The sequence below is a fragment of the Peteryoungia ipomoeae genome (assembly GCF_004912165.1).
Taxonomy (GTDB): Bacteria; Pseudomonadota; Alphaproteobacteria; order Rhizobiales; family Rhizobiaceae; genus Allorhizobium; species Allorhizobium ipomoeae.
In genome coordinates this window covers 151,643-178,144 of sequence record NZ_STGV01000006.1, presented here as the reverse complement: position 1 = coordinate 178,144, position 26,502 = coordinate 151,643, and the positions used below count along the sequence as shown (strand labels likewise).

General features: G+C 60.5%; 24 protein-coding genes. 20 read left to right on the top strand and 4 right to left on the bottom strand.

The genetic code is table 11. The features are described 5' to 3' along the window. Window positions 1–85 precede the first annotated feature (85 nt). The 4 genes from FAA97_RS17500 to FAA97_RS17485 all read left to right on the top strand — a co-directional run bounded on the left by FAA97_RS17500 (window position 86) and on the right by FAA97_RS17485 (window position 4,049). A complete protein-coding gene (locus FAA97_RS17500; RefSeq protein WP_136599849.1) occupies window positions 86–988 on the top strand; it encodes a carbohydrate ABC transporter permease in 903 nt (300 codons plus the stop codon). Beyond that, window positions 985–1,812: a carbohydrate ABC transporter permease gene (locus FAA97_RS17495; RefSeq protein WP_136599848.1), complete on the top strand. Its 828-nt coding sequence runs from the start codon at window positions 985–987 to the stop codon at window positions 1,810–1,812. The genes FAA97_RS17500 and FAA97_RS17495 overlap by 4 nt, the downstream gene beginning before the upstream one ends. Beyond that, entirely contained in the window at window positions 1,809–2,882 is a 1,074-nt protein-coding gene (locus tag FAA97_RS17490) for an ABC transporter ATP-binding protein (protein ID WP_136599847.1), read from the top strand. The genes FAA97_RS17495 and FAA97_RS17490 overlap by 4 nt, the downstream gene beginning before the upstream one ends. A gap of 258 nt (window positions 2,883–3,140) precedes the next feature. Beyond that, window positions 3,141–4,049, top strand: a complete 909-nt coding sequence (locus tag FAA97_RS17485; RefSeq protein ID WP_136599846.1) for a LysR family transcriptional regulator — start codon at window positions 3,141–3,143, stop codon at window positions 4,047–4,049. A 93-nt stretch (window positions 4,050–4,142) separates the two neighbouring features. On the opposite strand, the gene FAA97_RS17480 is transcribed toward FAA97_RS17485, so the two are convergent. Together FAA97_RS17480 and FAA97_RS17475 are read right to left on the bottom strand one after the other, a co-directional pair. After that, complete coding sequence (locus tag FAA97_RS17480; protein ID WP_136599845.1) at window positions 4,143–4,469, bottom strand: hypothetical protein; 327 nt, start codon at window positions 4,467–4,469, stop codon at window positions 4,143–4,145. A gap of 149 nt (window positions 4,470–4,618) precedes the next feature. Next, window positions 4,619–5,017, bottom strand: a complete 399-nt coding sequence (locus FAA97_RS17475; protein ID WP_168801036.1) for a hypothetical protein — start codon at window positions 5,015–5,017, stop codon at window positions 4,619–4,621. A gap of 478 nt (window positions 5,018–5,495) precedes the next feature. Between FAA97_RS17475 and FAA97_RS17470 the strand changes: the two genes are divergently transcribed. The 16 genes from FAA97_RS17470 (at window position 5,496) to FAA97_RS17395 (ending at window position 24,155) form a co-directional block, all read left to right on the top strand. After that, complete coding sequence (locus FAA97_RS17470; RefSeq protein ID WP_136599843.1) at window positions 5,496–6,653, top strand: ABC transporter substrate-binding protein; 1,158 nt, start codon at window positions 5,496–5,498, stop codon at window positions 6,651–6,653. Between the two features lie 199 nt (window positions 6,654–6,852). Next, entirely contained in the window at window positions 6,853–7,842 is a 990-nt protein-coding gene (locus FAA97_RS17465) for an ABC transporter ATP-binding protein (protein ID WP_136599842.1), read from the top strand. Further along, window positions 7,839–8,789 (top strand): ABC transporter permease, encoded by a 951-nt coding sequence (locus FAA97_RS17460; RefSeq protein ID WP_136599841.1) that lies wholly within the window; start codon window positions 7,839–7,841, stop codon window positions 8,787–8,789. Before FAA97_RS17465 ends, FAA97_RS17460 begins: the two co-directional genes overlap by 4 nt. After that, window positions 8,779–9,594, top strand: a complete 816-nt coding sequence (locus FAA97_RS17455) for an ABC transporter permease (RefSeq protein WP_136599840.1) — start codon at window positions 8,779–8,781, stop codon at window positions 9,592–9,594. The genes FAA97_RS17460 and FAA97_RS17455 overlap by 11 nt, the downstream gene beginning before the upstream one ends. A gap of 38 nt (window positions 9,595–9,632) precedes the next feature. Next, complete coding sequence (locus FAA97_RS17450) at window positions 9,633–11,057, top strand: gamma-aminobutyraldehyde dehydrogenase (protein WP_136599947.1); 1,425 nt, start codon at window positions 9,633–9,635, stop codon at window positions 11,055–11,057. Between the two features lie 338 nt (window positions 11,058–11,395). Then, a complete protein-coding gene (gene mbhE, locus FAA97_RS17445; protein WP_136599839.1) occupies window positions 11,396–13,714 on the top strand; it encodes a hydrogen gas-evolving membrane-bound hydrogenase subunit E in 2,319 nt (772 codons plus the stop codon). Between the two features lie 6 nt (window positions 13,715–13,720). Beyond that, on the top strand, window positions 13,721–14,125 hold the full coding sequence (locus FAA97_RS17440) for an MnhB domain-containing protein (RefSeq protein WP_136599838.1): 405 nt from the start codon (window positions 13,721–13,723) through the stop codon (window positions 14,123–14,125). Further along, complete coding sequence (locus FAA97_RS17435) at window positions 14,122–14,508, top strand: NADH-quinone oxidoreductase subunit K (protein WP_136599837.1); 387 nt, start codon at window positions 14,122–14,124, stop codon at window positions 14,506–14,508. Before FAA97_RS17440 ends, FAA97_RS17435 begins: the two co-directional genes overlap by 4 nt. Beyond that, window positions 14,501–16,006: a Na+/H+ antiporter subunit D gene (locus tag FAA97_RS17430; RefSeq protein WP_136599836.1), complete on the top strand. Its 1,506-nt coding sequence runs from the start codon at window positions 14,501–14,503 to the stop codon at window positions 16,004–16,006. Before FAA97_RS17435 ends, FAA97_RS17430 begins: the two co-directional genes overlap by 8 nt. Continuing rightward, window positions 16,003–16,338 (top strand): Na+/H+ antiporter subunit E, encoded by a 336-nt coding sequence (locus FAA97_RS17425; RefSeq protein WP_136599835.1) that lies wholly within the window; start codon window positions 16,003–16,005, stop codon window positions 16,336–16,338. Before FAA97_RS17430 ends, FAA97_RS17425 begins: the two co-directional genes overlap by 4 nt. Further along, window positions 16,335–16,625 (top strand): MrpF/PhaF family protein, encoded by a 291-nt coding sequence (locus tag FAA97_RS17420; RefSeq protein WP_054150741.1) that lies wholly within the window; start codon window positions 16,335–16,337, stop codon window positions 16,623–16,625. The genes FAA97_RS17425 and FAA97_RS17420 overlap by 4 nt, the downstream gene beginning before the upstream one ends. Then, the gene (locus tag FAA97_RS17415; protein WP_136599834.1) at window positions 16,625–17,866 is read left to right on the top strand and encodes a monovalent cation/H(+) antiporter subunit G; all 1,242 of its coding nucleotides are present in this window, start codon (window positions 16,625–16,627) and stop codon (window positions 17,864–17,866) included. The genes FAA97_RS17420 and FAA97_RS17415 overlap by 1 nt, the downstream gene beginning before the upstream one ends. Before the next feature lie 59 nt (window positions 17,867–17,925). Next, window positions 17,926–19,365, top strand: a complete 1,440-nt coding sequence (locus tag FAA97_RS17410; protein ID WP_136599833.1) for a sensor histidine kinase — start codon at window positions 17,926–17,928, stop codon at window positions 19,363–19,365. Between the two features lie 4 nt (window positions 19,366–19,369). After that, on the top strand, window positions 19,370–20,707 hold the full coding sequence (locus FAA97_RS17405; protein ID WP_136599832.1) for a sigma-54-dependent transcriptional regulator: 1,338 nt from the start codon (window positions 19,370–19,372) through the stop codon (window positions 20,705–20,707). Window positions 20,708–20,988: 281 nt separating this feature from the next. Next, complete coding sequence (locus FAA97_RS17400) at window positions 20,989–22,182, top strand: HlyD family secretion protein (RefSeq protein WP_136599831.1); 1,194 nt, start codon at window positions 20,989–20,991, stop codon at window positions 22,180–22,182. Between the two features lie 2 nt (window positions 22,183–22,184). Beyond that, window positions 22,185–24,155 carry a glycosyltransferase gene (locus FAA97_RS17395; RefSeq protein ID WP_136599830.1) on the top strand — a complete coding sequence of 657 codons (1,971 nt, stop codon included), beginning with the start codon at window positions 22,185–22,187 and terminating at the stop codon, window positions 24,153–24,155. 7 nt (window positions 24,156–24,162) lie between these two features. Here FAA97_RS17395 and FAA97_RS17390 read toward each other — a convergent pair whose 3' ends face one another. Both FAA97_RS17390 and FAA97_RS17385 read right to left on the bottom strand, forming a co-directional pair. Continuing rightward, entirely contained in the window at window positions 24,163–25,260 is a 1,098-nt protein-coding gene (locus FAA97_RS17390) for a cache domain-containing protein (protein WP_136599829.1), read from the bottom strand. Between the two features lie 205 nt (window positions 25,261–25,465). Beyond that, window positions 25,466–26,401, bottom strand: coding sequence for a LysR family transcriptional regulator (locus tag FAA97_RS17385; protein WP_136599828.1), 936 nt, complete (start codon window positions 26,399–26,401; stop codon window positions 25,466–25,468). Window positions 26,402–26,502: the final 101 nt, after the last annotated feature.

The window sequence follows — 26,502 nt, the reverse complement described above, 5'->3', positions numbered from 1 at the left end:
TTCGAACCTCCCGGAGGGCCGCTCTCGTTCCCCAAACTGCGGGGGCGGCCCGACCGGAGCCATGATCGCTTCAGCGGAGACTGCGATGCGCAAGATCCTATCCAGCCTGACCGATGGACGCGGCTTCGACATCACTCTCGTTGCCTTTCCACTCGGTTTCCTCATTCTTCTGTCCGGCCTGCCGCTGCTCTACAACGTGCTGATGAGTTTCCAGGAAGTCGACATGTTCTCGCTCGGAACCTTCTTCCGGCCCTTTGTCGGCTTCAAGAACTATGTCGCGCTTTTCTCCCAGCGCGAGACGTGGCCGATCTTCACCAATACCGCGATCTTCGTGATTGCCTCGATTGCCGGCCAGTTTGTCATCGGTTTTGGCCTTGCCCTGTTCTTCTGGACGAATTTTCCGGGCGCATCCTGGCTGCGCGGCCTCTTCCTCGTCTCCTGGGTCATGCCGGGTCTGGTGGTAGGCGCAATCTGGAACTGGATACTTTCCGGCGATTTCGGCGTGTTCAACTATTTCCTGCGCGAGACCGGGATCATTTCCGCCAACATCTTCTGGCGCTCGGACCCGACCTATTCGCTCTGGGCCGTGATCATTGCCAATATCTGGCTCGGGGCCTCCTTCAACATGATCCTGCTCTCGGTCGGCCTGTCCGGCATCCCCAAGGATCTCTATGAGGCGGCCGAACTCGATGGCGCCAATGTCTGGCAGCGGTTCACCACGATCACGCTGCCGATGATGCGCTCCACGATCGGCGCCATCGTCTCGCTCGGGCTGATCTTCACGCTGCAGCAATTCGACCTGTTTGCCGCGATCACGGCGGGCGGGCCGAACAATTCCTCCAATGTCGCGCAGTACTGGGCCTGGGACCTTTCCTTCAAGCAATATGACTTTGCCCGGGGGGCGACGATCTCGGTAATCATGATCATCTTCGTCATGCTGGCCTCGGTCGTTTATGTCCGGTCCACCCGGCAGGAGGTGCGCGGATGAGCGAGACTGTACGCAACCGACTGATGCTCGCCATCGCGCTCCTGCTGGCCGCCATCTATCTCTTCCCGCTCTACTGGATGTATATCACCACGGTGAAGAACGGTTCGGCGATGTTCGCCACGCCGCCGAGTTTCTGGCCGAGCGACCCGCAATGGGCCGCTTTCCCCTATGTCTGGGAAAGCCGGAACCTCGCCCGCTACATGTGGAATTCGCTTGTCATCGCCTTCGGCGCGGTGGCGCTGATCACCGTGCTCGGCACAGGCTGCGCCTATGTGCTGGCCCGTTATCGCAATGGCTGGGTCGATGTCGGGCTATTCCTCATCCTCATGCTGCAGGTCCTGCCTGCGTCGCTGATGATCACGCCGATCTTTGTCGGCTTCTCGCAGATCGGCCTGCTCGAGACGCCGCGTCTCGCCGTCATCATCGCGATTGCCGCGAAAAGCATGCCCTTCTTCGTGGTTCTTGTCCGCGCAACCTTCATGAGCGTGCCGATGGAACTGGAGGAGGCGGCGCTTGTCGATGGCAATTCGCGGGTCGGTGCCTTCTTCAACATCGTGCTGCCGCTGGCCCGTAACGGCATCCTCGTCTCCGCAATCCTGATCTTCATGCAGGCCTTCGGGGAGTTCGTCTATTCGAAGTCGATCATCCAGGCGGCGGAGTACCAACCCGCCAGCGTCGGCCTCAATTCCTTCATGGGTCCGAACACCAATGAATGGAACAACATCATGGCCTTTGCCACCATGTATGTAACCCCTATCCTCGCCGTCTTCGTCCTTCTGCAGCGCCGGATCGTTTCCGGTCTCACGTCTGGAGCTCTCAAATGACCCATCAGATCGAACTCTCCGGCGTCAACAAGTATTACGGTGCCTATCACGCGCTGCGGGACATTGACTTGAAGATCCGCAAGGGATCCTTCGTCGCACTTGTCGGCCCGTCCGGTTGCGGCAAGTCCACGCTGCTGCGCTCGCTGGCCGGCCTTGAAAGCATTTCCGCAGGGGATCTCGTCATTGGGGGCGAGCGGATGAACGGGGTGCCGCCGCGCAAGCGGGATCTTGCCATGGTGTTCCAGTCCTATGCGCTTTACCCACATATGACGGTGGAGGAAAACCTCACCTATTCGCTGCGCATTCGCGGGGTGAAGAAGGCCGAGGCGAAGAAGGCTGCGGAAGAGGTGGCCGTCACCACGGGCTTGTCCAATCTCCTGCATCGCTATCCGCGCGAACTCTCCGGTGGCCAGCGACAGCGCGTGGCGATGAGCCGGGCGATCATCCGGCACCCGAAGGCCTTCCTGTTCGACGAGCCGCTTTCCAATCTCGATGCGGCGCTGCGCGTACATATGCGCAAGGAGATCCGCTCGCTGCATGATCGCCTTGGTGCGACCTCCGTCTATGTCACGCATGACCAGATCGAGGCGATGACCATGGCCGACCATGTCGTCGTCATGCGCCAGGGCGTGATCGAACAGCAGGGCGCGCCCCTCGACCTCTATGACCGTCCGGTCAGCAAGTTCGTGGCCGGCTTTATCGGCTCGCCGGCAATGAACTTCATCCCGGCGACGGTTGGCGAGAGCGGGCGATCACTGCTTGTCGATGTCGGCGGACGCCAGGAGATCCGCCTTGACCGGGAACTGCCGACCGGGCTCTCTCTGACCATCGGTCTCAGGCCCGAACATCTGCGTCTGGTTCCGGTTGAGCAGGCGATGATGACAATGCCGGTCGGCTCGATTGAGAGCACGGGAGCAATGACCTATCTCGGATCGGCGACAAAACCTGAGATCAACGTCGTAACGGCAGATCGCCATCGTTTCACCCCCGGCGACGCCCTGCCGCTTGCCTTCGACATCGCCAACCTTCATCTGTTCGACGACAAGACGGAACGAAGAATGGACCTTTGATGGCGCGGCACGCCAAATCGCTCAGCGAGGCTCGGATTGAGAAATTCGCATGCCGCGGGCCTGCTCATGGAGGTGGCATCGGCGACGTTCATCACTCGTCGACTGTCTGACCTTCTGGATTGCCTTCATGCGTGCCGCAAGTTGACAATGGCGGGCGCTGGCGGATCCTCAGATATGGCGACATTTGCATCTCTGGACCCGCAAACCATCATCGTTGGGACGCTTGTCGAGTGACGGTACGGCGTGCTTCAGTGAGGCATGGCTTTTACCTTTCGTCAGCTTCAGTATTTCATCGCCGTCGCCGAACAGGGCTCCGTCACGCGTGCCGCCCAGAACCTCTCGATCTCGCAGTCTTCAGTAACCGAGGCAATCAAGGAACTTGAGGGCGATCTCGGCGTGGAACTGTTCGAACGACATCCGCGCGGCCTCACCATCACCTATAACGGTCACCAGTTTCTCCGGCATGCAACGAAGATCCTCGCGGACGTCTCGGATGCCCGCAACGTCTTCGCCGAAACCCGGAACGACACTGGCGGCACGCTGAACATCGGCGTCACCTCGCTCGTTGCTGGCTATGTCCTCTCCGATCTCCTCGCCCGCTATCGCCGAGCCTGCCCGGGCGTCGAGGTTTCCGCCCTGGAGGATAACGGGTCTTATCTGGAACACCTGCTGATCGGCGGCGAACTCGATGTCGCCGTCATGGTCATCTCCAACCTGCGCGACCGCATGGCGCTGCAGGCAGAGATCTTGGAAACCTCGCCATACAGACTCTGGCTGCCGATTGGCCATCCCCTCGTCTCGGCCGACATCATCTCGGTGCAGGACATCGCCCGCGAGCCGCTGATCATGCTGACGGTCGACGAAATCGAGGAAAATACCGGCAAGCTCCTCTCGGCACTGGGCGCCCGCCCCCATGTTGCCTTCCGCACCCGCTCCGTGGAAGCCGTCCGCAGCCTGGTCGCGACAGGCGCCGGCGTGGCCCTGCTCCCCGATCTCGTCTACCGTCCCTGGTCGCTCGAAGGCGACCGCATCGAAAGCCGAGATGTGTCAGGTGCGCTGCCGGTGGTGCAGGTCGGCATGGTCTGGCGCAAGGGCTCGAGCCTGCCGCAATCGGCACGCGATTTTGTCGGGATTGCGGAGGCAAGCCGGAGTGGAAGGCTGCGGTGACCGTTCTGTCCGGCCACGCACATCTGACGGGCTTATGTAGAGGGTGCCACCAGTCGACGGTGGTGTCACGTTACCGCTTTGCGCCAACTGCGGTCATTGACCAACGTTTGGTGACGACCGATCTTTCAGTTTTTCAGCCCATTTAGAGGCTAGATAGAAAATTACCGCACCTACTCCAAAACCTAGCCACTTGTTGATCAGGTATGCAATGATGGGCAAACAGATCGCGCTGGAAATAGTGATGCTTGAAACGAACGCTGAGACCGAAAGCGAACGCCAGATCATCATGAAGATCGCAATGGTTGCCCACATCACAGCGACAAGCCCATAGGGTCCCAACGCTTGAACATAATGTCTTGCGCCAATTCCAGTTGCCGCGACCGCCAGACCAAAAAGCAAAGTAAAAACAAATCGACTCATTGCACTCTCCGCAAATTCGTTCGCGAAGGATAGCGGAGCCTGTTCTGGCAACCTGTTAATTTCTGAAGGCAAATGCAATGTTACTTTGTTTGTCTGAAGTCCGCTTCGGGCCGGTTGAGGTCATGGCACAGAAGCGCCGATCGTGCCCGTCAGGCGAGCCCGTTGAATGCATCGGCCTCGCTTTGGGTAGCGAAGGTGAACGTGACCAGCTCACTCTCGTCGGCTTGGCGGATGCCGATCGCAGTCACGATCAATCGAGCGATCTCGTCCTGTGCCTCCTGTCCGGAACGGGATGATTTCACAGCCTTCTCGATGGCCGCCGCGAAGATTTCGCTGATCAGGCCGAGGCGCATATTGTGTTTCATGATGATGTCCCGGTCCTCGATGATCGCCGCCTGTTCTTCCTTGGGGATTTCGGCATTGTCCATCGCGGTGATCGTGGCATTGGTCGCAAGCTTGATCGGACCTTCCTGAAGCCACCGCTCGACCATCTGGTGGAACTGATGCATTCGCGCAGCAGGGATTGTTTTCTGGACCGTGATCGACATCTGCATTCCTCTGTCAGCTTCCATTCAAACCGATACACGCTCCGAGGACAGAGATCGGCTGCCGCAATCAAAAAATAGCGCCAGCAGGTTTTATGGGGCTGAGCCACAAGCTTCAATTCAATTATGCCGGAGATCGACCAGTCGAGAGCCGTAGGGGGCGATCGGGTCGGCGGTTTGATGGCCGCAATAGGCGATGCGGTCTACCCCTCATCCGCCTCCTGAGCTTGTCGAACGCCAGCACCTCCTCCTGGTGAACGTGCAGAAGAACACCAGGGCCAGCCGTCGGCACCTTCCCCCCTGCGGAGAGAAGGTGCCGGCAGGGGATGAATGGCACACACCGCAAAAAAACGTAGAGCTATCGGAAAAGCCGATATCGACATTCTGGCGAATGAATTTGCGAATGCGGCGTAATCGCGGCACCTTCACCTCGGGAACATTGAGCCGCACAAGTGGCCACTCACAACCGGGAGACGTCGCGATGAAATCGATACTGAAATGCTGCACAGCCCTTGCTTCCGTCCTCAGCATGACCACGGCATCGTTTGCCCAGGAACCGCTAAAGGAACTGGGATCGGGTGAAGGCGCGCTGTCGATCGTTGCCTGGGCCGGCTATATCGAGCGCGGTGAAACTGACAAGAATTACGACTGGGTCACCGAGTTCGAAAAGTCGAGCGGCTGCAAGGTCTCGGTCAAGACCGCGGCCACCTCGGATGAAATGGTGGCGCTGATGAACGAGGGCGGCTTTGACCTAGTCACCGCCTCGGGCGATGCGTCGCTGCGCCTCGTGGCCGGCAAGCGCGTCCAGCCGATCAACACCGATCTCATCCCCTCCTGGAAGACCATCGACGAGCGCCTGCAGAATGCGCCCTGGCACACCAAGGACGGCGTGCACTACGGCACGCCTTATGTCTGGGGCGCCAATGTCCTGATGTACAACACCGATGTCTTCAAGGGCGAGGCTCCGAAGAGCTGGAAGGTCGTGTTCGAGGAAATGAACCTTCCCGACGGCAAGTCCAACAAGGGCCGCGTCCAGGCCTATGACGGCCCGATTTATGTGGCGGATGCCGCCCTCTACCTGATGGCCCATAAGCCCGAACTCGGCATCAAGGACCCTTACGAGCTGAACGAGGACCAGTACAAGGCGGCGCTTGACCTCCTGCGTGGCCAGCGTCAGCTCGTCGGCCGCTACTGGCACGACGCCATGATCCAAATCGACGACTTCAAGAACGAAGGCGTCGCGGCCTCCGGCTCCTGGCCCTTCCAGGTCAACCTGATGAAGGCCGAAGGCGCCAAGATCGCATCCACCTTCCCCGAGGAAGGCGTCACCGGCTGGGCCGATACGACCATGCTACATGCCGAAAGCGAGCACCCCAACTGCGCCTATATGTGGATGGAGCACTCGCTCTCGCCCAAGGTCCAGGGTGATGTCTCCGCCTGGTTCGGCACAGTCCCTTCCGTTCCCGCCGCCTGCAAGGGCAATGCGCTTTATGGCGACGAAGGCTGCAAGACCAACGGCTACGAGAACTTCGACAAGATCAAGTTCTGGCGCACCCCGACCTCGAAATGCAGCCAGGGCGAATGCGTGCCCTATCACCGCTGGGTTTCCGACTACATCGGCGTCATCGGCGGCCGTTAAGCAACGCTCTGGGGCATCTGGCCCTTCACCCTAACCCTCTCCCCGTGAACGGGGAGAGGGGACTTGCCCCGAACCACCGCTCTGAATGATGTCAGCTGACGCTCTGCGAGGCCGGCGAAATTGCGCCCTTCTCCCCGCCTGCGGGGCGAAGGTGCCGGCAGGCGGATGAGGGGCCAATAGACAACGCTGGAGCCCTTCCATGACCGCAGCCGTCTCCTTCTCGAAGGTCTCGCGCCATTTCGGCACCGTCAAAGCCGTCGATGCCGTCGACCTGACCGTGGCACCCGGCGAATTCTTCGCCATGCTGGGGCCTTCGGGGTCGGGCAAGACGACCTGCCTGCGCCTGATCGCGGGCTTCGAACAGCCGACATCGGGCGAGATCGAAATCTTTGGAGAGGCCGCAGGCGGCGTGCCGCCCTATCGGCGCAACGTCAACACGGTTTTCCAGGACTACGCCCTCTTCCCGCATTTGAACATTCTCGACAATGTCGCCTATGGCCTGATGGTGAAGGGCATGGGCAAGGCCGAGCGCCACCGCGCAGCCGAACAGGCGCTCGACATGGTCAAGCTACCCGGTTACGGCGCCCGCAAGCCCGGCCAACTCTCCGGCGGCCAGCGTCAGCGCGTCGCCCTTGCCCGCGCGCTGGTCAACAAGCCGAAGGTTCTGCTGCTCGACGAACCGCTCGGCGCACTGGACCTGAAGCTGCGCGAGCAGATGCAGGAAGAGCTGAAAAGCCTGCAGCGGGCGCTCGGCATCACCTTCGTCTTCGTCACCCATGACCAGGGCGAGGCGCTCTCCATGGCCGACCGCGTTGCCGTCTTCAACGACGGAAAGATCGTCCAGGCCGGCACACCGCACGACATCTACAACCGCCCGAAAACCCGCTTCGTCGCGGATTTCGTCGGCTCCTCCAATGTCATCGCGCCTGAGGCGATGAAGGCGCTTGGCGGCGAAGCCCGCTGGACGAGCCTGAGGCCAGAGGCAATCCGCCTTGTCTCCGAAGGCGGCGTCAGCGCCACCGTGCGCTCGACGAGCTTCCTCGGCGCCTCGACGAAACTCTTCGTCGATACCGCGATCGCACCGCTTGCCCTGTCCGTGCCCGCCGGCCAGCCCGCACCGCAGGCGGGAGAGACCGTGCGCATCGCCTGGGCGCCGTCGGATCTGCATGCCATGGAGGACGCGGCATGACCGCATCCACCCAGACCGCCATCCTGCCCGGCCGGCAGGGCGCGATTGGCAGGCTGTCAGACCTGTTCTGGCGCAAGCCCGGCCTCCTGCTCTTCCTGATGCTGACCCCGCCCCTGCTCTGGCTGGGCATCGTCTATGTCGGCTCGCTGCTGGCGCTCCTGCTGCAGAGCTTCTTTTCGATCGACGAGTTTTCCGGCCTGATCAATTACGAGTTCACGCTGGCGACCTACGGCCAGTTGCTGCAGCCGGCCAATTTCGACATCATCCTGCGCACGCTGCTGATGGCGGCCGCCGTCACGCTCGCCTCTGCCGCCATAGCCTTTCCCATCGCCTACTATGCCGCGCGTTATGCCAGGGGAAAATGGAAGGCGGTCTTCTATCTCGGCATCATGCTGCCGCTCTGGTCGAGCTATCTCGTCAAGGTCTATGCCTGGAAACTGATCCTCGCCAAGGAAGGCATCCTCACCTGGCTCTTTGCCAAGCTGCATCTGACCTGGCTGCTTGATGACCTGCTCGCCATCCCCGTCATCGGCGGCAATTCGCTGTCGATCAGCTATATCGGCACCTTCATCGTCTTCGTTTACGTCTGGCTCCCCTTCATGATCCTGCCGGTCCAGGCGGCGCTTGAGCGTGTGCCCGCCAATCTTGTCGAGGCGTCAGGCGATCTCGGTGCCGATCCGCGCCAGACCTTCCGCTACGTGCTCTTTCCGCTCGCTCTGCCCGGCATCGTCGCCGGCTCCATCTTCACCTTCTCTCTGACCATGGGCGATTACATCATCCCGCAGATCATCGGCACGTCACGGCTCTTCATCGGCCAGGCCGTCTATGCCCAGCAGGGCACGACCGGCAATATCCCTCTCGCCGCCGCCTTCTCCGTGGTGCCGATCGTCATCATGGGGCTCTACCTCGCCCTCGCCAAACGCATGGGGGCATTCGATGCGCTCTGATCGTTCCCAATCCTCCGGCTTCGGCCTGAAGCTCGCAGCCGGTCTTGGCCTTGCATTCCTGCATCTGCCGGTCCTCTTGATCTTCGTCTATGCCTTCACCACGGAGGAAAAGAGCTTCCAGTGGCCACCACCGGGCTTCACCACCAAGTGGTTCGCCGTCGCCTGGAACCGGCCTGACATCTGGGAAGCGCTGACGCTCTCCGTCAAGGTCGCCTCGATTGCGACGGCCATTGCGCTCGTGCTCGGCACGCTTGCCGCCGCCGCCGTGGCCCGCACAAAATTCTTCGGCCGGGAAGTGGTCTCGCTGCTCGTCATCCTGCCGATCGCGCTTCCCGGCATCGTCACGGGTATCGCGCTGCGCTCGGCCTTCTCGATAGGCGACATCCCCTTTTCCTTCTGGACGATCATCCTTGGCCACGCCACCTTCTGCGTCGTCGTCGTCTACAACAATGCGGTCGCCCGCTTTCGCCGCACCTCCGGCTCGCTGATCGAAGCCTCGATGGATCTCGGCGCCGACGGATTCCAGACCTTCCGCCACGTGATCCTGCCGAACATCGCAACCGCGCTTCTGGCCGGCGGCATGCTTGCCTTTGCGCTGTCGTTTGACGAGGTCATCGTCACCACCTTCACCGCCGGTCAGCAGGCCACCCTGCCGATCTGGATGCTGGAAGAACTGATTCGCCCGCGCCAGCGCCCGGTCACCAATGTCGTGGCCATGGTCGTCGTCATCGTCACCTTCCTGCCCATCCTGGCGGCCTATTACCTGACCCGAGACACAGACCAGATTGCCGGAAGCGGCAAATGAATCATCAAACAAAGAGGGAGAACGCCATGAACGCCCAGATTGACACCCGGATGCTGATCGGCGCGAGTTTCGAAGCCGGCTCGGAAACGGAGGAAAAGATCCTCAATCCGAAAACCGGCGAGGTCATTGTCGATCTGCCGGAAGCTTCGATCGCCCAGGTCGAAGCGGCCGTGGATGCCGCCGAAGGCGCCTTCGTCTCGTGGTCCCAGACGACACCCGGCCAGCGCGCCGGTTATCTGCTCGCCATTGCCGATGCGATCGAAAAGGACGCCGCCGGTTTCGCAGCGTTGGAGAGCCTCAATTGCGGCAAGCCGATCAATGCCGTGCTGAATGACGAAATCCCCGCCATCGTCGATTGTTACCGCTTCTTCGCCGGCGCGATCCGCACGCTGCAGGCACCGGCCTCGGGTGAATATCTGCCGGGCTTCACCTCGATGATCCGCCGCGACGCAATCGGCATCGTCGGCTCCATCGCCCCCTGGAACTACCCGCTGATGATGATGGCCTGGAAGCTTGCCCCGGCACTCGCCGGCGGCAACACCATCGTCTTCAAGCCGTCGGAACAGACACCGCTGACGGCGCTGAAACTCGCGAAGGTCATGGCTGACATCCTGCCCGAGGGCGTGGTCAATGTCGTGCTCGGCCGTGGCGAAAGCGTTGGTAATGCGCTGATCAACCACCCGAAGATCCAGATGCTTTCGATCACCGGCGATATCGCGACCGGCAAGAAGGTGCTGACCGCCGCGGCCAAGACCGTCAAGCGCACCCATCTTGAACTCGGCGGCAAGGCCCCGGTCATCATCCATGACGATGCCAATATTGACGCGGCCGTCGCAGCTATCCGCACCTTCGGCTACTACAATGCCGGCCAGGACTGCACCGCCGCCTGCCGCATCTATGCGAGCGACAAGATCTACGACCGCTTCGTTGCCGATCTCGCTTCCGCCGTCTCGACCATCAAGTTCAACCAGGCAGACGATGCCGAAAATGAAATCGGCCCGCTGATCTCCAAGCGCCAGCGCGACCGCGTCGAAAGCTTCGTCACGCGGGCTGCCGAACACAAGCACATGGAAGTCGTCACTGGCGGCAAGCTAGGCTCCGACAGGGGTTTCTTCTACACCCCCACCGTCATTGCCGGCGCCACGCAGGACGACGAAATCGTCCGCCGCGAAGTCTTCGGCCCTGTTGTCTCGGTCACCCGTTTCTCCGATGCGGATCAGGCCGTGACCTGGGCAAACGACAGCGACTACGGCCTCGCTTCCTCCGTCTGGACCAAGGACATTTCCCGCGCCATGCAGACGGCCGCCAAGCTTCGCTACGGCTGCACCTGGGTCAATACGCATTTCATGCTCTGCAACGAAATGCCCCATGGCGGCATGAAACAGTCCGGCTATGGCAAGGACATGTCGATCTACGCGTTGGAAGACTACACCGCCGTACGCCACGTGATGATCGCGCATTGAGCTGAGAGCGGCCCGCAATTGGGCCGGACTATATCCGAGCTCAGATTCTGCAAACAAGCTGGTGGCGGATGTCGCCATCAGCCGCTCGGCCTAGGCAGGCAAGGAAACAGATCCTGTTTGGCCTCGCCCTGTTCTGAACCGTCCAGTCCAATATTGTGCTGGATTTCGACGCTCTTGAGAACGAGAACCTGTTCGGAATTCCGAATTCCCACACCTTAGCCATTCGGAAATCTGAACACATCTCAAGAACGCTCCATACTAAGATATTGATTTTTATATATTTTCAGATTGGCACACCTCTTGCTGTCCTTTGATGGACAACAAGAGGAACTCGTACCGTGACCTTTGAGTGGACCATATTGATCGCACTGGCCGGGGCCATCTTGGCCAAACCGGCCTCCTCGTTGCTCGGGCGATACACCGGCTGGGCGTTGAGCCTCATACCTCTGTTCATCTTCTCCTCGCTTCTCACGCATGTCGAGCCGTTGGCAGGCGGGCAGGCCCTGATCGCGCAGATGCAATGGGTGCCCTCCCTTGGTGTCGAACTTGCGTTCCGCCTGGACGGTTTCGCTTTGCTGTTCGGGCTGCTGATCAGCGGCATCGGAACGCTCGTGGTGATTTATGCGGGGGCATATTTTGCTGAAAAGCCGAGTGCCGAGACCGGTCGCTTCCTAACCCTGATCATGTTGTTCATGACAGCGATGCTCGGCACCGTCCTGTCGGACAATCTCATTGTCATGTTCGTCTTCTGGGAACTGACAAGCCTTGCCTCCTTCCTGCTGATCGGCTTTGACGGTCACAAGGAAGCGGCACGCAAGTCAGCACTACAGTCCCTCATCGTCACGGGCGGTGGCGGTCTCGCGCTGTTTGCCGGCATCCTTCTCATCGGCATGACGCTCGGCACCTTCTCCTTCACGGAAGTGCTCGCACGCTCGAGAGAACTGGTCGAAAGCGCCTGGGCTATACCGATCGCAGTCCTGGTCATGATCGGCGCCTTCACCAAGAGCGCGCAGTTCCCGTTCCACTTCTGGCTACCCAATGCCATGGCCGCGCCGACGCCTGCGTCTGCCTATCTGCATTCGGCGACCATGGTGAAGCTCGGCGTCTTCCTGCTCGCGCGCTTCGACGGTGTGTTTGCCGGTATGCCGGGCTTCGGACACACGCTGGTGATTTTCGGGTCCTTGACCATGATCATTGCTGCTCTGCAGGCGCTTCGCGCAGAAGGCTTCAAGGCGGTGCTCGCCCAGTCCACCGTCGCCTCGCTCGGCATCCTCGTCATGCTGATCGGCCTGACAGGCGAAGTTGCCGCTGTTGCCACCGTCGGCTTTATTCTCACCCATGCGCTCTACAAGGCGGCACTGTTCTTCTGTGCCGGCACCGCCATCCATGCGACCGGTGAAACCCGATTGGACAAGTTGGCGGGTCTCGCCCGCTTCCTGCCGGTCACCGCCGTTGCTGCCGTGCTTGCCAGCCTCTCGATGGCCGGTCTGCCGCCCTTTGTCGGCTTCATCTCGAAGGAATATTTGTTCGAGGCGCAGCTTGCAAATGACTGGAACATCCTGCCGATCGCGGCTGCGGTTCTCGTCAATGCCGTCATGGTCGGCGTGGCCGGCGTGGTGTCGATCCGTCCCTTCTACTTCAAATCCAAGACCGAACGTGAGATCCATCATGGCGAGACATCCGGTCTTCTGGCAGGCCCCTTGCTACTGGCAGCCGGCGGCATTCTGATCGGTCTTATCCCTGCGCCTGCTGGACAGTGGCTCATCGGCCCGGCCGCCTCTGCACTGCTCGGTCAGCCGGTCGATGTTTCGTTCAAGCTCTGGCACGGCCTGACGCCCATGCTGCTCCTGTCCATGCTCGTCGTCGCGATCGGTGCGGTCATCATCATAAAGTGGACCCGGATTCACAACGCGCTCCGCCGTTACGACACGCTTTACGCCTTCCTCGGCGATCGCTTCTATCACAAGGCCCTGAACGGCGTTCTGGCGACGGCACGCCTGTCAACCAGGGTGCTCCAGAACGGCGATCAGCATCGCTACACAACACTGGTCGTTCTGGTGGTCACGCTTGGCCTGGCAATCGCCTTCCTGGCGGCTCCGTCGGCAGACTTCCTCGCCTCCGAGGGCAGCATCCGCATCTCGGTTGCCCTTGTCCTAATGCTGACAGTCGTCGGCGCGATTGCCACAATCATCGTCCGCTCGCTGATTGCCGGCCTTGTCTCCGTCGGCATCGTAGGCTTCGGCTCGGCCGTGATCTTCATGCTGAACGGCGCTCCGGACCTCGCTCTGACACAGATGGCCGTGGAAACGCTGATCGTGATCCTAATGACGGCCGTGCTTCTCAAGCTGCCATCGCGACGGCGGCATTCACGCACGCTGTCCGAGCGGCGGCGCGACGGCATGATCGCCGTGGGCTTTGCCGGGATGATGTTCATCGCGCTCGCCTCCATCGGCGTCACGCCCATAGACCTTCGTCTCTCCGAATACTTCGGCGAAACGAGCTACCTCGAAGCCTATGGCCGCAATGTCGTGAACGTCATTCTCGTCGATTACCGCGCCATCGATACGCTCGGCGAAATCGTGGTCGTCGCCATTGCCACCATTGCCGCCTGGGGACTGCTGCGCGGCTCCCTCAAACCCGCCCGCAACAAGGAGTGATCGGCCATGTCCGTCATCTTTTCCACCATGTCCCGCCTTTTCTTCGTGCTGCTGCTGGGCGTGTCTGTCTTCATGTTGTTTCGCGGCCATAACGAGCCGGGCGGCGGCTTCATCGGCGGCCTGTTTGCAGCTCTTGCCTTTGCGCTTCTTGCGCTCTCCGACAGCGTCGCAAAGGCTCGCAAGGCCCTGATCGTTCACCCGGTTGGTCTGATCGGGGCCGGCCTCGTGCTTGCCTTTCTCAGCGGCCTTCCCGGTCTCGTCTCGGATCGATCGTTCCTCACGCATTGGTGGTTCGAGCTCGGCTCCACGCATCTCGGCACCGCCACCGCCTTCGATATCGGCGTCTTCATGGTCGTCATCGGCGGTGTGCTCTCCCTGGTCTTTCGTTTTTATGAAGGAGTAGAACAGTGAGCCTGATCTACGCGTTTGCCGTTGCGGCCCAGATGGGTGCCGGCATCTACCTCCTCCTGTCGCGCCACGTGATGCGCATCTTGTTCGGGATCGTCCTGCTGTCCACTGCGGCGAACCTTCTGATCTTCATCGCAGGCGGCCTGCAATTCACGGCGCCCCCCGTCATCGCGCAGGGATCGCAGACACTGGGCGAAGGGGCTGCAAATCCCTTACCCCAGGCGCTCATCCTCACAGCAATCGTGATCGGCTTTGCGCTCGTCTCATTCGCCGCCGCCCTCGTGCTCAAGGCCTACTACACGCTTGGCTCGGTGTTCACCGACGAACATAACGATGCCGAAGACCTGGGCTCACCCTTCGAAAAGGAGGCCATCCGCAATGGCTGACACGCTTCTCCTGTGGCCCGTCGTTCTACCGCTCATCGGAGCGGCGCTGGCTGCCGCCTTTCATTCGCGGCCAAAGCTGCAGCGCGTCATCGCGCTCACGGCCATGATCCTGACATTCGGCGCGTCCGTTACGCTCGCCAACGCGATCATGGTCGGCGGCATTCTGACCAAGACCTTCGGCAGCTGGATGCCACCCTTCGGCGTCGTCTTCGTCGCCGACCGCTTCAGCGCCGCAATGGTTGTAATTTCCAGCCTTCTGGCGCTGTGTGCCCTGATCTTCTCCGTCGCTGACCTTCGCCAGCGACAGGTTCGATCCGGCTTCTACCCGCTGTTTCTGGGCTTGATGATCGGGGTCAATGGCGCATTTCTAACCGGCGACATCTTCAATCTCTATGTCTGGTTCGAAGTGATGCTGATCGCAACACTCGGCCTGATCACGCTGGACCGAACGCGCGCCCAGATCGACGGGGCGATCAAATATGCCGTCCTAAATCTCCTTTCGACCATCCTCTTCCTGATGGCGACCGGGCTGCTCTACGGCGCAACCGGCACCTTGAACATGGCAGACCTGGCCATGGTGCTTCCGCAGACAGAGTCCTCGGCGGCACTCACCCTGTCGGCGATGATGTTCCTGCTCGCCTTCGGTATCAAAGCCGGCTTCTTCCCGATGTTCTTCTGGCTTCCGGCCTCCTACCACACGGCATCGATCATCGTGTCTGCCGTGTTCGCGGGCCTCCTGACCAAGGTCGGCGTCTACGCCCTCTTCCGGGTCTTCACCCTTCTTTTCGAGGTCGACAACGGGATCTTGAAGCCACTGATTGCCGTGTTTGCGGCAGGCACCATGCTGTTCGGCGTTTTCGGGGCCGCCGTGCAATGGGATGTGCGTCGTATCCTGTCGTTCCACATCATCAGCCAGATCGGCTACATCATGCTGGGGCTGGCGATCGCCACCCCGCTCGCCATGGCAGGCGCGGTCTTCTACATCATCCACCACATCGTGGTGAAGGCGAACCTGTTCTTCGTTGCAGGCGCCATCCACCGGGCGACCGGGACATTCGACTTGCGCAAATCCGGTGGACTGATGAAGTCCTCGCCGATGCTGGCCGTGCTATTCGCCATTCCTGCCCTGTCCCTGGCCGGCATCCCGCCGCTTTCCGGCTTCTGGGCGAAACTGATGGTTGTCGACGCCTCCTTCCAGGGCGACGCGGCCTGGCTCGCAGGCATCGCCCTCTTCGTCGGTCTTTTGACGATTTTCTCGATGACCAAGATCTGGATCGAGGCCTTCTGGAAAGAGCCGCTGCGCAAGACCCGGGTGCGCACGGTGCCCGCCGCGATGATCGCGCCGATCGCAGTGCTCGGAGCTATCACGCTTGCGATTGGGTTCAATCCCGAACCGCTCATCGTTTTCTCAAACCTCGCCGCAGACAGCATCGGCAACCGTACCGAGCTGATGGGCGCCATAATTGATCAAAGCACCACGGCAGGAGTGACGCCATGAGCATCATCAAACGCATCGGCAGATCGGTGACCCTGGGACTGGTCTTCATCAACGAACTCTTCCGTTCGTCCATGGCCGTCGCCCGACAGGTGCTTGGCGACAGCTCGCAGCTCAAGCCGGCAATCCTCGCCGTTCCACTTGATCTGCACAGCAGGGCCGGCGTTACGACACTTGCGAACTGCGTGAGCCTCACGCCGGGCACAACCTCGCTGCATGTCAGCGAGGATCTGAGCACCCTCTATGTTCATGTTCTCGATGCGCCACAGCCCGATGCGGTGGTGGAGAGCATCAAGAGCACGTTCGAAACACGGATAAAGGAGATCGAAGGATGATTGCGCTTCTGGATGGGTTTCTATCAACATTCGCCGCCATCATGATCGCCGTCCTGATGGTTCCCTTGCTGCTTGCGGCCGTCCGCATGGTGACGGGTCCCGGCTATGCCGACCGCTTCATTGCGCTGGACATGCTGACCGGGATTGCCGTCGCGATCGCCGCCTTGACGATGATCGTCACCGGCCGCCGTGAATTCCTCGACGTCGCCTTCGGGATCGCGTTGATCGGCTTCCTCGCGACGTGTTCGCTGTCGGCACTTCTGGAGAAGAAAAAGGAGGACGCGTGATGCTCGCTATCCTGTCCATTCTGTTCAAGCTTGCCGGCGTCGTGTTTCTCTGCATCGCCGCATACGGCGTGATCAAGCTTGCCGATCCGTTCCAGCGCATGCATGCCGCCACAAAAGCGGGAACGCTGGGCGCGGGCCTGGTCATCATCGGCAGCGTCATTGCCCATGGAGCGTTCGACGCGACGGTGATGGGTGTCCTGACCGTCGTCTTCCTGCTGCTCACCGTTCCGGTCGCCGGCCATCTCCTTGGTCGCGCAGCCTACGTCTCGGGGGCGCAGCTGACGCTCTCCGGCGACGACGCTCTTTCCGGCGTGTTGACACGCGCCGATCAATCGCTCGGCACGCGGAGCGGTTGGGTTTCCGTGGCTCCGAAAACATTGGTAGGCGAGACGGAAAACAGAGCGCCCGGGTCGAAGCCGGCACCGCGCATCGATATGCCGGTCCTCCCGGCTCTCGGGGCTGTCCGGTTCGCCGTGATCGACGGACAGGTCGCACACGTCGCGGAGCGCGCTTGCGCCATTGCCAAGCAATCCGGGGCGAGCCTCTCGGCACACACCATCATCGACACGCATGCGATCCATGCCGCAGCTGATCAGGCGCGAGTACGTCGGCTGATCCGCGAGCGGGCAAGCGACGCCATCAGCGATCTCAAGTCGGTTACGGCGGAGACGGACGTGGCGTCGATTCTGCACTATGATGAAGGCGATCCCGAAGCCATTCTCCGCTGTGAGACACAGCCGGGCCAGACCCTGCTCGTCCTGCCCTGCCAGGGCTGGTTTCATCATCAGGTCGAGGCCCGGATGGACCGCACCACCTGGGATCCGGATGGCCTGTTGCGCCTGCCGAGCTGCCATGGCGGCCCGGTACTCTTCGTCGCCAAGACGCCGTTGCCAGATACGGCACAGACGCTGGTGGTCCGCGATTGCGGCGAAGATCACCTGGCCCCACTCGTCGAATGGTCCCTTCTCAACAATCTCTGGAAGGTGACCCAGATTGTGCATGTTGCGGACAAGCAGTTGAAAGACAAAGGGTTTGCCGAGATCGCAGACCGTTTCGGTTGCAGCTATGCGCGCCATGCTGCACCGGACACTGCCTGCGCCATACCTGCCGGTATCGTCGGCATGCGTGCGGTGGTGCTCGGTCGCACACCACGGCCACTGCGGACGAACTGGTTTGGCGCGCCCTGGCTCAGCCGGATCACACCAGAGATGGCAGGTGACGTCCTGATCATGGAACGGTGAGGGCTCGCTTGAGAAATATGTGTTGGCAGGCAAAGCGCGACTTGGTCTAATCAGTCTGCATGGCCTCATTTTCGCGTCCCAAACTGCCACTCTCCGTCGCGCTGCCATTGTTCGTGGCAGTCGCGATGTTCCTGGTCGCAGTCGGCACCACGCAGCTCGGCATCATGGCTCTGCGATCGAGCAACGAGACGGGCCTGCGCGATCAGGCACTGGTCTTCCTCGATGCTGTTGCGGGCAATATTGCCGCTGAGATAAACGAAGCCGATGCGCGGCAATCCGTGCAGCGCACGCTGGCGGCATCGCTTGAGTTTCGCACAGCGCTTCTCGAAGAAAGCATTGCAGCCCGCTGGACGGACCAATCCGGTGAAGCAATCACGGTGACGCTGGCCGAGAGGGATGGAGATCTGCTCAACGCTGCCTTGACCGAGGTGCAATCCAGCGGCCTCGACGATGCCAGCGCGCGCCTGGTTTCGGAGAGATCCGTTCTTCTGGTTGCGCGCAGCTATGGCATGACCGAGGGGCGTCTCTATCTCGCCGCGACCTTTGACACCGAGCCGCTTGAGGCGGCCACGGATGCCGCGTCCAATGCGGCACTCGGGATCGATATCCTGGTGGCGATTGTCGCGGCGGCGGCGGCCTATGCCGTGACACGGCGTTCGCTGAAGCCACTCGATCAGTTCATCGAGCGGCTGGCTGATCCGGAGGGTTCTTCAACACCCGGCGCAGACTGGCGGCGCGGCAACGAATTGCGCCAGTTGGAGGCGGCTCTGGCGATGCGCGAGCAATCTGAAGCCCAAAGGGTCACCATCCTCGAACAGATGGCGCAGCAGGAACGTGATGGACTTTTGGCACGCATGGCAGCCAGCATTGCTCACGAGGTGCGCAATCCGCTGGCCGGACTGAAAAATGGTATCTCCACGCTCAAGCGCTTTGGCGACCGAGAGGATGTGCGGAAGGAAACGCTGGCCTTTCTGGAGAACGGGCTCGACAGCATCGGCCGGGTGGTCGACGTCACGCTCTCGACCTATCGCCGAAGGTCGGGATCGCGAATGATCACCGCTCAGGACATTCGCGACCTTGAGATCCTGATCGCTCCGGAAGCCGGTCGTGCCTGCGTCGGGCTTGCCTGGAGGTTCGAGGAGCCGACAGAATTCCGGGTGGACGTTGACGCACTCCGGCAGATCCTCATCAATCTGATGCTGAATGCCGTCAGGGCCTCCCCGCCGGGATCCACTGTCACCGTCTCTCTCATCCGCAAGGATGCCCAGACGGTCGTACTCAGCGTCGCCGACGAGGGACCGGGAATGCCCCCCGAGATCGTCGCTGCGATGATTTCGGGCCGGGTCAACGATATTCCCATGGAGCGCAGCATCGGGATCTGGATCGTCGCCTCCCTGGTGGAGCGGATTGGAGCCGATTTGTCGATCCGCAGCGACAGCGCGGGAACCAATGTCCAGCTAACGCTGGTGACGGCACAGCAGGGCGGGGCGGAGACATGACATCATGACGGCAGGTCGTATATTGGTGGTCGAGGACGACGCGACGCTCGGCCAATCGCTGCAACAGAGATTGGTGCTGGAAGGCTACACCGTCAGATGGGCGCGGTCGGCAGCTGAAGCCGATTCAGCACTGAAGGGCGTAGCACCCGACATCATCCTTTCGGATATCCGGCTGCCGGATGGCGACGGCGAGACCATCATGCGCCGGCATTTCGAACGCTTCGGCTTGGTCCCGGTCATTTTCATGACGGCCTATGGCGACATAGACCAGGCCGTTCGCCTGGTGCGGGACGGCGCGGTCGATTACGTCAGCAAACCCTTCGATCTCGATGAGCTTGTCGAGACCTTGCACAGCATCAGCCGCCGCAAGAGCAGCAGCGCCCAGATCGGGGCCGCCTTTGCCGGAAGCCAGGCGATGCGCAAGATCGGTGCGACACTCCTGCGTGCAGCGGAAATCGACCTGCCCGTTCTCATCCTCGGCGAGACGGGAACAGGCAAGGAGGTCGCCGCCCGCTATGTCCATGAGGCCGGCCCGCGCAAAAAACTGCCCTTTATCCCGGTCAACTGCGGTGCATTGCCGGCAGAACTCGCAGACTCGCTGCTCTTCGGCCATGAGCGTGGTTCCTTTACCGGCGCTACGGGGGTTCATCGCGGCTTTTTCGAGGAAGCGGACGGAGGGACGCTGTTTCTGGACGAAATCGGCGATCTGTCCCCCGTGTTGCAGGTCAAGTTGCTGCGCGTGCTGGAAACGCGGGAATTTCGCCGGCTCGGTGGAAGCGAGACGCGCAAATTCGCAGCCCGCCTTGTCTGTGCCACCAACAGGGATCTCGGTGCGATGGTCGCCGAAGGCCAGTTTCGCGAGGATCTCTGGTTTCGCATCAATGTCATTGCCTGCAAGCTGCCGCCGCTCAGGGAAAGACAGGAAGAACTGCCATCGCTGCTCGAGAGTTTTGCATCTGCTGCGGCAGCAAGGCTCGGACACGGCAGGATCGTCGTTGACGAGGCGGCGTATGAAGCGGCAAAACGCCACCGCTGGCCCGGCAATATCCGCGAGCTGATCAACCGCGTCGACCGCGCCGTTGCCCTGGGTGACGGCAAGGCCTTGTTCGAGGCGGACTTGTTTCCCGAAGGTCTGGTCCAGATGCCTACCGATTTGGGGGGCAGTGCCGGCGCAAACGCCACACTCTCGGATGTGCGCAACGCTGCCGAGCGTGCTCACATCAAGGCCGCACTTGCGCGCGCCGACGGATCTGCCAAGGAAGCCGCCGAAAGCCTTGGGGTCTCGCGGACAACCTTGTGGGAGAAGATGCGGCGCCTGAACATCGGTCCAGACGACACATAACGTGTTCATCTCAATTCCTGTCAGCATGGGGTCTTGCATTGCAGAAAGCGACACATGCGACACTGCGGGCATTTCGAGTAACTGCAGCTGCCGGCGCGCCAGAGTTTGACGCCTCAACGCTCGCGATCCCGGTGTCGAAGCCAATTGAAAAGCCTTTGCAAATTGCCGGATTTCTTCGACATTCAAATGTCAGCAGCCTCAAAATTACCGGGTGAAATTTCGCCCTCTACATCCGACGCGGCGCGATTAGTTTACTAATGTAGAAGCACGCGGGGGTAGAAATGCGGTCAGTGAAAATCATTGCAGGTTTGGTGATTGTATTTGTCTCGCTGTTTGTCATCGTAAGAGAGCAGACCGTCGGGGTAAGCGCCGATGCCTTCATCAACACCCGCCTCACCACCGTCAGAGCCCCGATTGCTGGAACCTTGGAACTGGTACAGCGGCCTCTCGGTGCTCGCGTCAACGAGAGCGACAATCTCGGAACGATTGTCGACCCGCTGGTTGACAACGTGCGTCTCGCTGATCTCCAGCAGCAACGCATGGCATCCAAAGCCGAACTTGACCGATTGACTCAGGAGGCGGCCGACCTGACGCGCTCGATCGAGGAGCTTGAAACGCGTGCAGACAACTATCGCCGCGAGCGCATCGAGCAATTGAAGGCGCAGATCGAGGGGGCTGAGGCATCCTCAAAGGCGGCCGAAGCGCGACTGCGCTATGCACAGCTGAGCCTCAACCGTTCGAGCAGATTGAGCGATCAGGGTGTGCGCACCGGTGAGGCGCTGGAGCAATCGCAGTCGCTCGCCGAAGTGGCAGAACTGGACCTCGCGAACGCGCAGGAAACGGTCAGGATTGCTCGGATCAATCTCGCAGCTGCCGAAAGGGGCATTTTTCTCGGAGACGGCTACAATGATGCGCCCTATTCCGAGCAACGGATCTCTGAGCTTGCGGTTTCCAGAGATCGGCTGCAAAGCAGCGCCGCGGCGCAGGATACCGTGCTGCAGGCTCTGGATGCGAGAATCCGTGCGGAGCAGGTCCGGGTCAATCGGCTCAATTCCGCCTCACTCACTGCCAATGTCTCCGGTCTGATCTGGGACTATCTCGCGATTTCCGGGGAAACTGTGCAACGTGGTCAGGATGTGATCCGCCTCGTGGATTGCCAATCCACCATCGTGACCCTCTCTGTAACCGAACGCGTCTACAATCGCATCACCCTTGGCAGTTCCGCCCAGTTTCGCATGAACGGCAGCGACCGCCTGCTTCCCGGCGTGATCACGCGCGTGGCAGGCGCCGGTGCCTCCACTGTCTATCAGAACCTCGCAATTGCCCCAAGCGAGCAGCATCTCGAACGCTTCGACGTCACGCTCGATGTGCCAGCTCTTCGCCAGGATGCGTCTCTGCGCTGCCTGATTGGCCGCACCGGCCGGGTCTTTTTTGAAGAGCGACCTTTGGACTGGCTGCGGCGTTTCTGGGCCTGACCATGACGGATCTGCTCTATGGCAGCGAGCTCTGGTCGGCCGCGATGCTCTGCCTCCTGGTCTTCGGCGTGACCTTTCTGAGTTCAGTGACGCTCGACCGCAACAACGACCTGCACCGCAGCCTGCTGTTCTTCGTTAGCGGCGTCCTGACATGCCGTTACATCTGGTGGCGCGCCACCGAGACCCTCGCTCCGGCGGACTGGTCGCTCGAATGCTTCTTCAGCTGGTCCTTCTTTGCCCTGGAAGCGGTCGCCGCCCTGTCCTCGATGAGCGCATTTCTGATCCTCAGCCGAACGCGATCCCGCACGCCGGACGTCAACGAAACCATGGGGTGGTGGGAGCTGGACCTGCCAAAAGTTGCGATCCTGATTGCAACCTATAATGAGGATCGCAGCGTTCTGGAGCGAACCATCATCGGCGCGAAATCCAGTACACATCCGAGATGTGACGTTTTGGTGCTCGACGACGGTCGGCGAGACTGGCTCGAGCAGTTCTGTGTGATGCAGGGTGTCCGCTATGTGCGGCGTCCCGACAACAAGGGCTCGAAAGCAGGCAATATCAATCATGCGCTTTCGTTGCTGGCAGCCGAAGGCAATGGACCTGACTTCATCGCCGTGCTGGATGCGGATTTCGTGCCGCACACTGATTTCGTGCCGAGGGCGCTCGCACTCTTCCGGGAGGCGGATGTCGGTCTGGTGCAAACGCCCCAGCATTTCTTCAATCCCGATCCCATTCAGCATAATCTGGGTCTCAGCCGCTCCTATCCTGATGAGCAGCGCTTCTTTTTCGACCACCTTCAACCCAGCCGGGATGCCTGGGGGATCGCCTTCTGCTGCGGCACCTCCTCCGTTATCCGATGGGATGCACTGCAGGCAGTTGGCGGCTTCCCGACGGAGAGCATTACCGAAGACTTCATGCTGACCCTCGTACTGCAGGAGGCAGGCTATCGGACCCTCTACTTGAACGAAGCGCTGACCGAAGGCCTGGCGCCAGAGGGTTTGAAGGAATACGTGACGCAGAGGGCCAGGTGGTGCCTTGGCCTGATGCAGATCGCCAGGAGCCGGCTCGGCCCCTTCGGCCAAAACAATCTACGGCTTCGCGATCGCTGGAGCGTGGCGGACTCGGTCATTTTCTGGCTCAGCACCTTCTCGTTCAGGCTCGCAGCCGTCACCTTCCCTCTGCTCTACTGGTTCTTCAACATCACGGTCGTCGATGCCGAAGTCCCGGATATCATCGCCTATTTCGCGCCGTACTACATGTGGGTGCTGTTTTCGCTGAACTTCGTTTCGCGCGGCCTCATCATTCCCATCGTCAACGATGTGAGCCAGCTTCTCGGCGCCATTCCCATCACCCGAGCGGCAATCGTCGGTCTGATCAAGCCGAAAGGGCATCCGTTCAGTGTCACCGCCAAGGGCGGGGATAGAACCAAGGTGGTGATCCAATGGCGCCTGATGATGCCATTCCTCATCCTGTTTCTGGCGACAGCCATCGGCCTCATGATCGGGATCTTCATCGATGCCTTCGCCTTCAACGACGCGGGCGATGGGAAGATCGTCATTCTGTTTTGGACGATCTACAACCTTCTGATCCTTGCAGTCACGCTGGCCGTCTGTGTGGAATTGCCGCGCGTCGAGCAGCATCTGGCGGATCATCCCGAGCGCTGCGTGATCCTCTACGAGGGCCGCCTGAGGCGCGTCTGGCTGACGGACCTGACACAGGGAACAGCGCGCATCCGGGGGTTGGTCATGACAGTCGGCGCGCCTCTGGAGATCAAGTTCCGCGATCTCGGCGATATGCACGCCCACGTGCTGGAAGCGAAGGGTGATGGATCACTTCTCTCCCTCAATCTCTCGGAACAGCAATACGAGCTCTTGCTCAAGCGATTGTACGTCGAAGGCGCGGTGCCAAGCATCACCTCGACGCGCCTCAGCGCGATTGTGAGCGCTGTCTTCAAACGTGCAAGCCGCCTCTGACGAGGCTTCACTCGTGCCGCTTGCTGTCGGCCTGCAATCTCGCCAAGGCCGAACTGATCATGCTCATTTCACGCGTCCGGTTGCTTTCCATGGGATAGGCATCATGTCCTTCGGCAATCTCCGTCGCATTGACTGCCAACCGCGAAAAGGGACGGATGAAGGCCACGACATAGAGCGCCGTCAGCAAGAGCAGCATGGTGGCCAGACCTACCAGCCGCACAATCAGATAGTCCGACATCTGCCGCGCCGGGATCGTCGCCGCGCTGCCGTCAATGCGCGCCACGATGTTCCAGCCGAATTTTGGCAGGCCTTTGTAATCCAGTTCGGAAACCGTCAGGGTATAGTAGACGCCACCATCAGGCCACTCTTCGAGACTTGTGCCGAGCGCACCGGCGCGAGCCCGCTGCAAGCTGCCCAGATTGGAAAGATCAGGAAGATTGGGCACTGATGATGCCGAAATTCCGCCCGTAGCACCGACGATCACGATATCCAGATCGAGAGCTTCCGCCATCTCATCGATGAATCGCTCGATCCAGGCCACGTTGAGGTGGAGGCCAAGCACGCCTCGCACTGCACCCTCACTATCCTTGAGGTCTACCGCAAAATCAACGAAGCGCAGCGGCTCATCCTGGCTGGGCAAGAGGGAGGATAACAGCAATGCTTCATGCGCGTCGCCGGCAAATTCTCCCTTCAATCCCTCGCGAAACCATTGGCGCTCGCCAACATTCTGACCGAGAAGAAGACCGCCAGAAGCAGCGATAACAGTGCCATCCGTTTCCGCAAATCCTGCCCATGAGATGACCTCGCCGTTGCCAACGATCGTATCGAGGCGTCGCTGCATATCGTCAGGCGATTGATCCACGGCCTGATTCCGTATCGCATTCAATCCATTCCATTCGCGATACAATCCTTGGGCGAGCGCGGTTTGGATGCCGCGGGTCCGGGTTTCGAGTGCTCGCTGGAGGCTGGCCTCTTCAAACGCTCGCGCCCGCTCGCTTATCACGCCGTATGCAATGCCAAGTCCAACGACCGCGCTGACGAACACGAAGGCAACAGTGATCGTTGCCAGACTTGGCAAGCGCGACTGCGCCGTGTTTTTACCCATGTCGGTACCTCCATTAGTAAGCACATGGATACAGAGGTCACCAACAGGGATCGACTACAGGTTTTACCCCGCAAGTTCATGCACTTTTCTGAAAGTTCTAACCCACTGACACAGTCGTCCACACGCCCATCCCCGAGCGCGGAGAGACGGCTGTATGACACGGGCGGATCCGGCAGCCCAAAACACGATAGCGATCGAAGACTATCTATCGCGGCGACAACGAAACTGATCGAGTTTCACATCGCTGTGCGTCGCTCAGCTTCTTGGCCAGCCAGTCGACGAAAACGCGGACCTTGTTGCTCAGGTGACGCGTCTGGGGATAAACGATGTAGAGGGGGATCGGATCCCGCGGCCAGTCGGGAAGGATCTCAACGAGTTCGCCGCGGTCGACATAGTCTCGGACGGTAAAGGCAACCGCCTGCGCGACCCCGATCCCGGCAACCGTTGCGGCCATGTAGCTGCGGAACTCGTTGACCGATATGACGTAGTCCAGCTGGATTTCAACCTCTTCTTCGCTCTTGCGAAATTCCAGTGGGAAGACCCGACCTTCATAGGCCTTCATGTAACCGACGCCGAAATGGCCCTTCTCGAGATCCCGCGGATGACGCGGCATACCCTGACGCTCTAGGTAGAGGGGGGCCGCATAGGTTCGCACATCGAGATCCGCCACCTTGCGCGCCACCAGCGACTGGTCGCTCGGCGTGCCGGCACGCAGGGCGCAGTCGATGTTTTCGGCGACGTAGTCGACGATGCGATCACCGATATCGAATTCGAGCTGTATCTTCGGATAGCGCTGATGAAAGTCGCAAAGCGCCGGCATGATTATCTGGTCTGCAAAAGCGCCCGAGAGCGCGACGCGCACTTTCCCGGAAGGCTGCGCTTGAGAACTCGAAAGACTTCCATCGAGTTCATCGAGCTCCGACAGGATGCGGGCCGCCCGTTCATAGTAGAGAGCACCGTCAGTGGTCACCACCACCCGTCTCGTCGTCCGGTTCAGCAACCTGGTGGCGAGATGGGCCTCAAGCGCCTGCACCGCCGTCGTGACCGTGGTCTTGGGCATCTTCAATGAAGCCGCAGCCTTGGAAAAATTCCCGGTTTCAACCACCCGGGTGAAAACGCGCATTGCAGAAAGCTGATCCATTCAACTCGCCTTGCTAAAAAAGAGATGGATTATCCAAAATTTCGGAACAGAGTTCTCTTGATTCCATGCCTTGTACTGGATCTTGGGATAATAATATATGG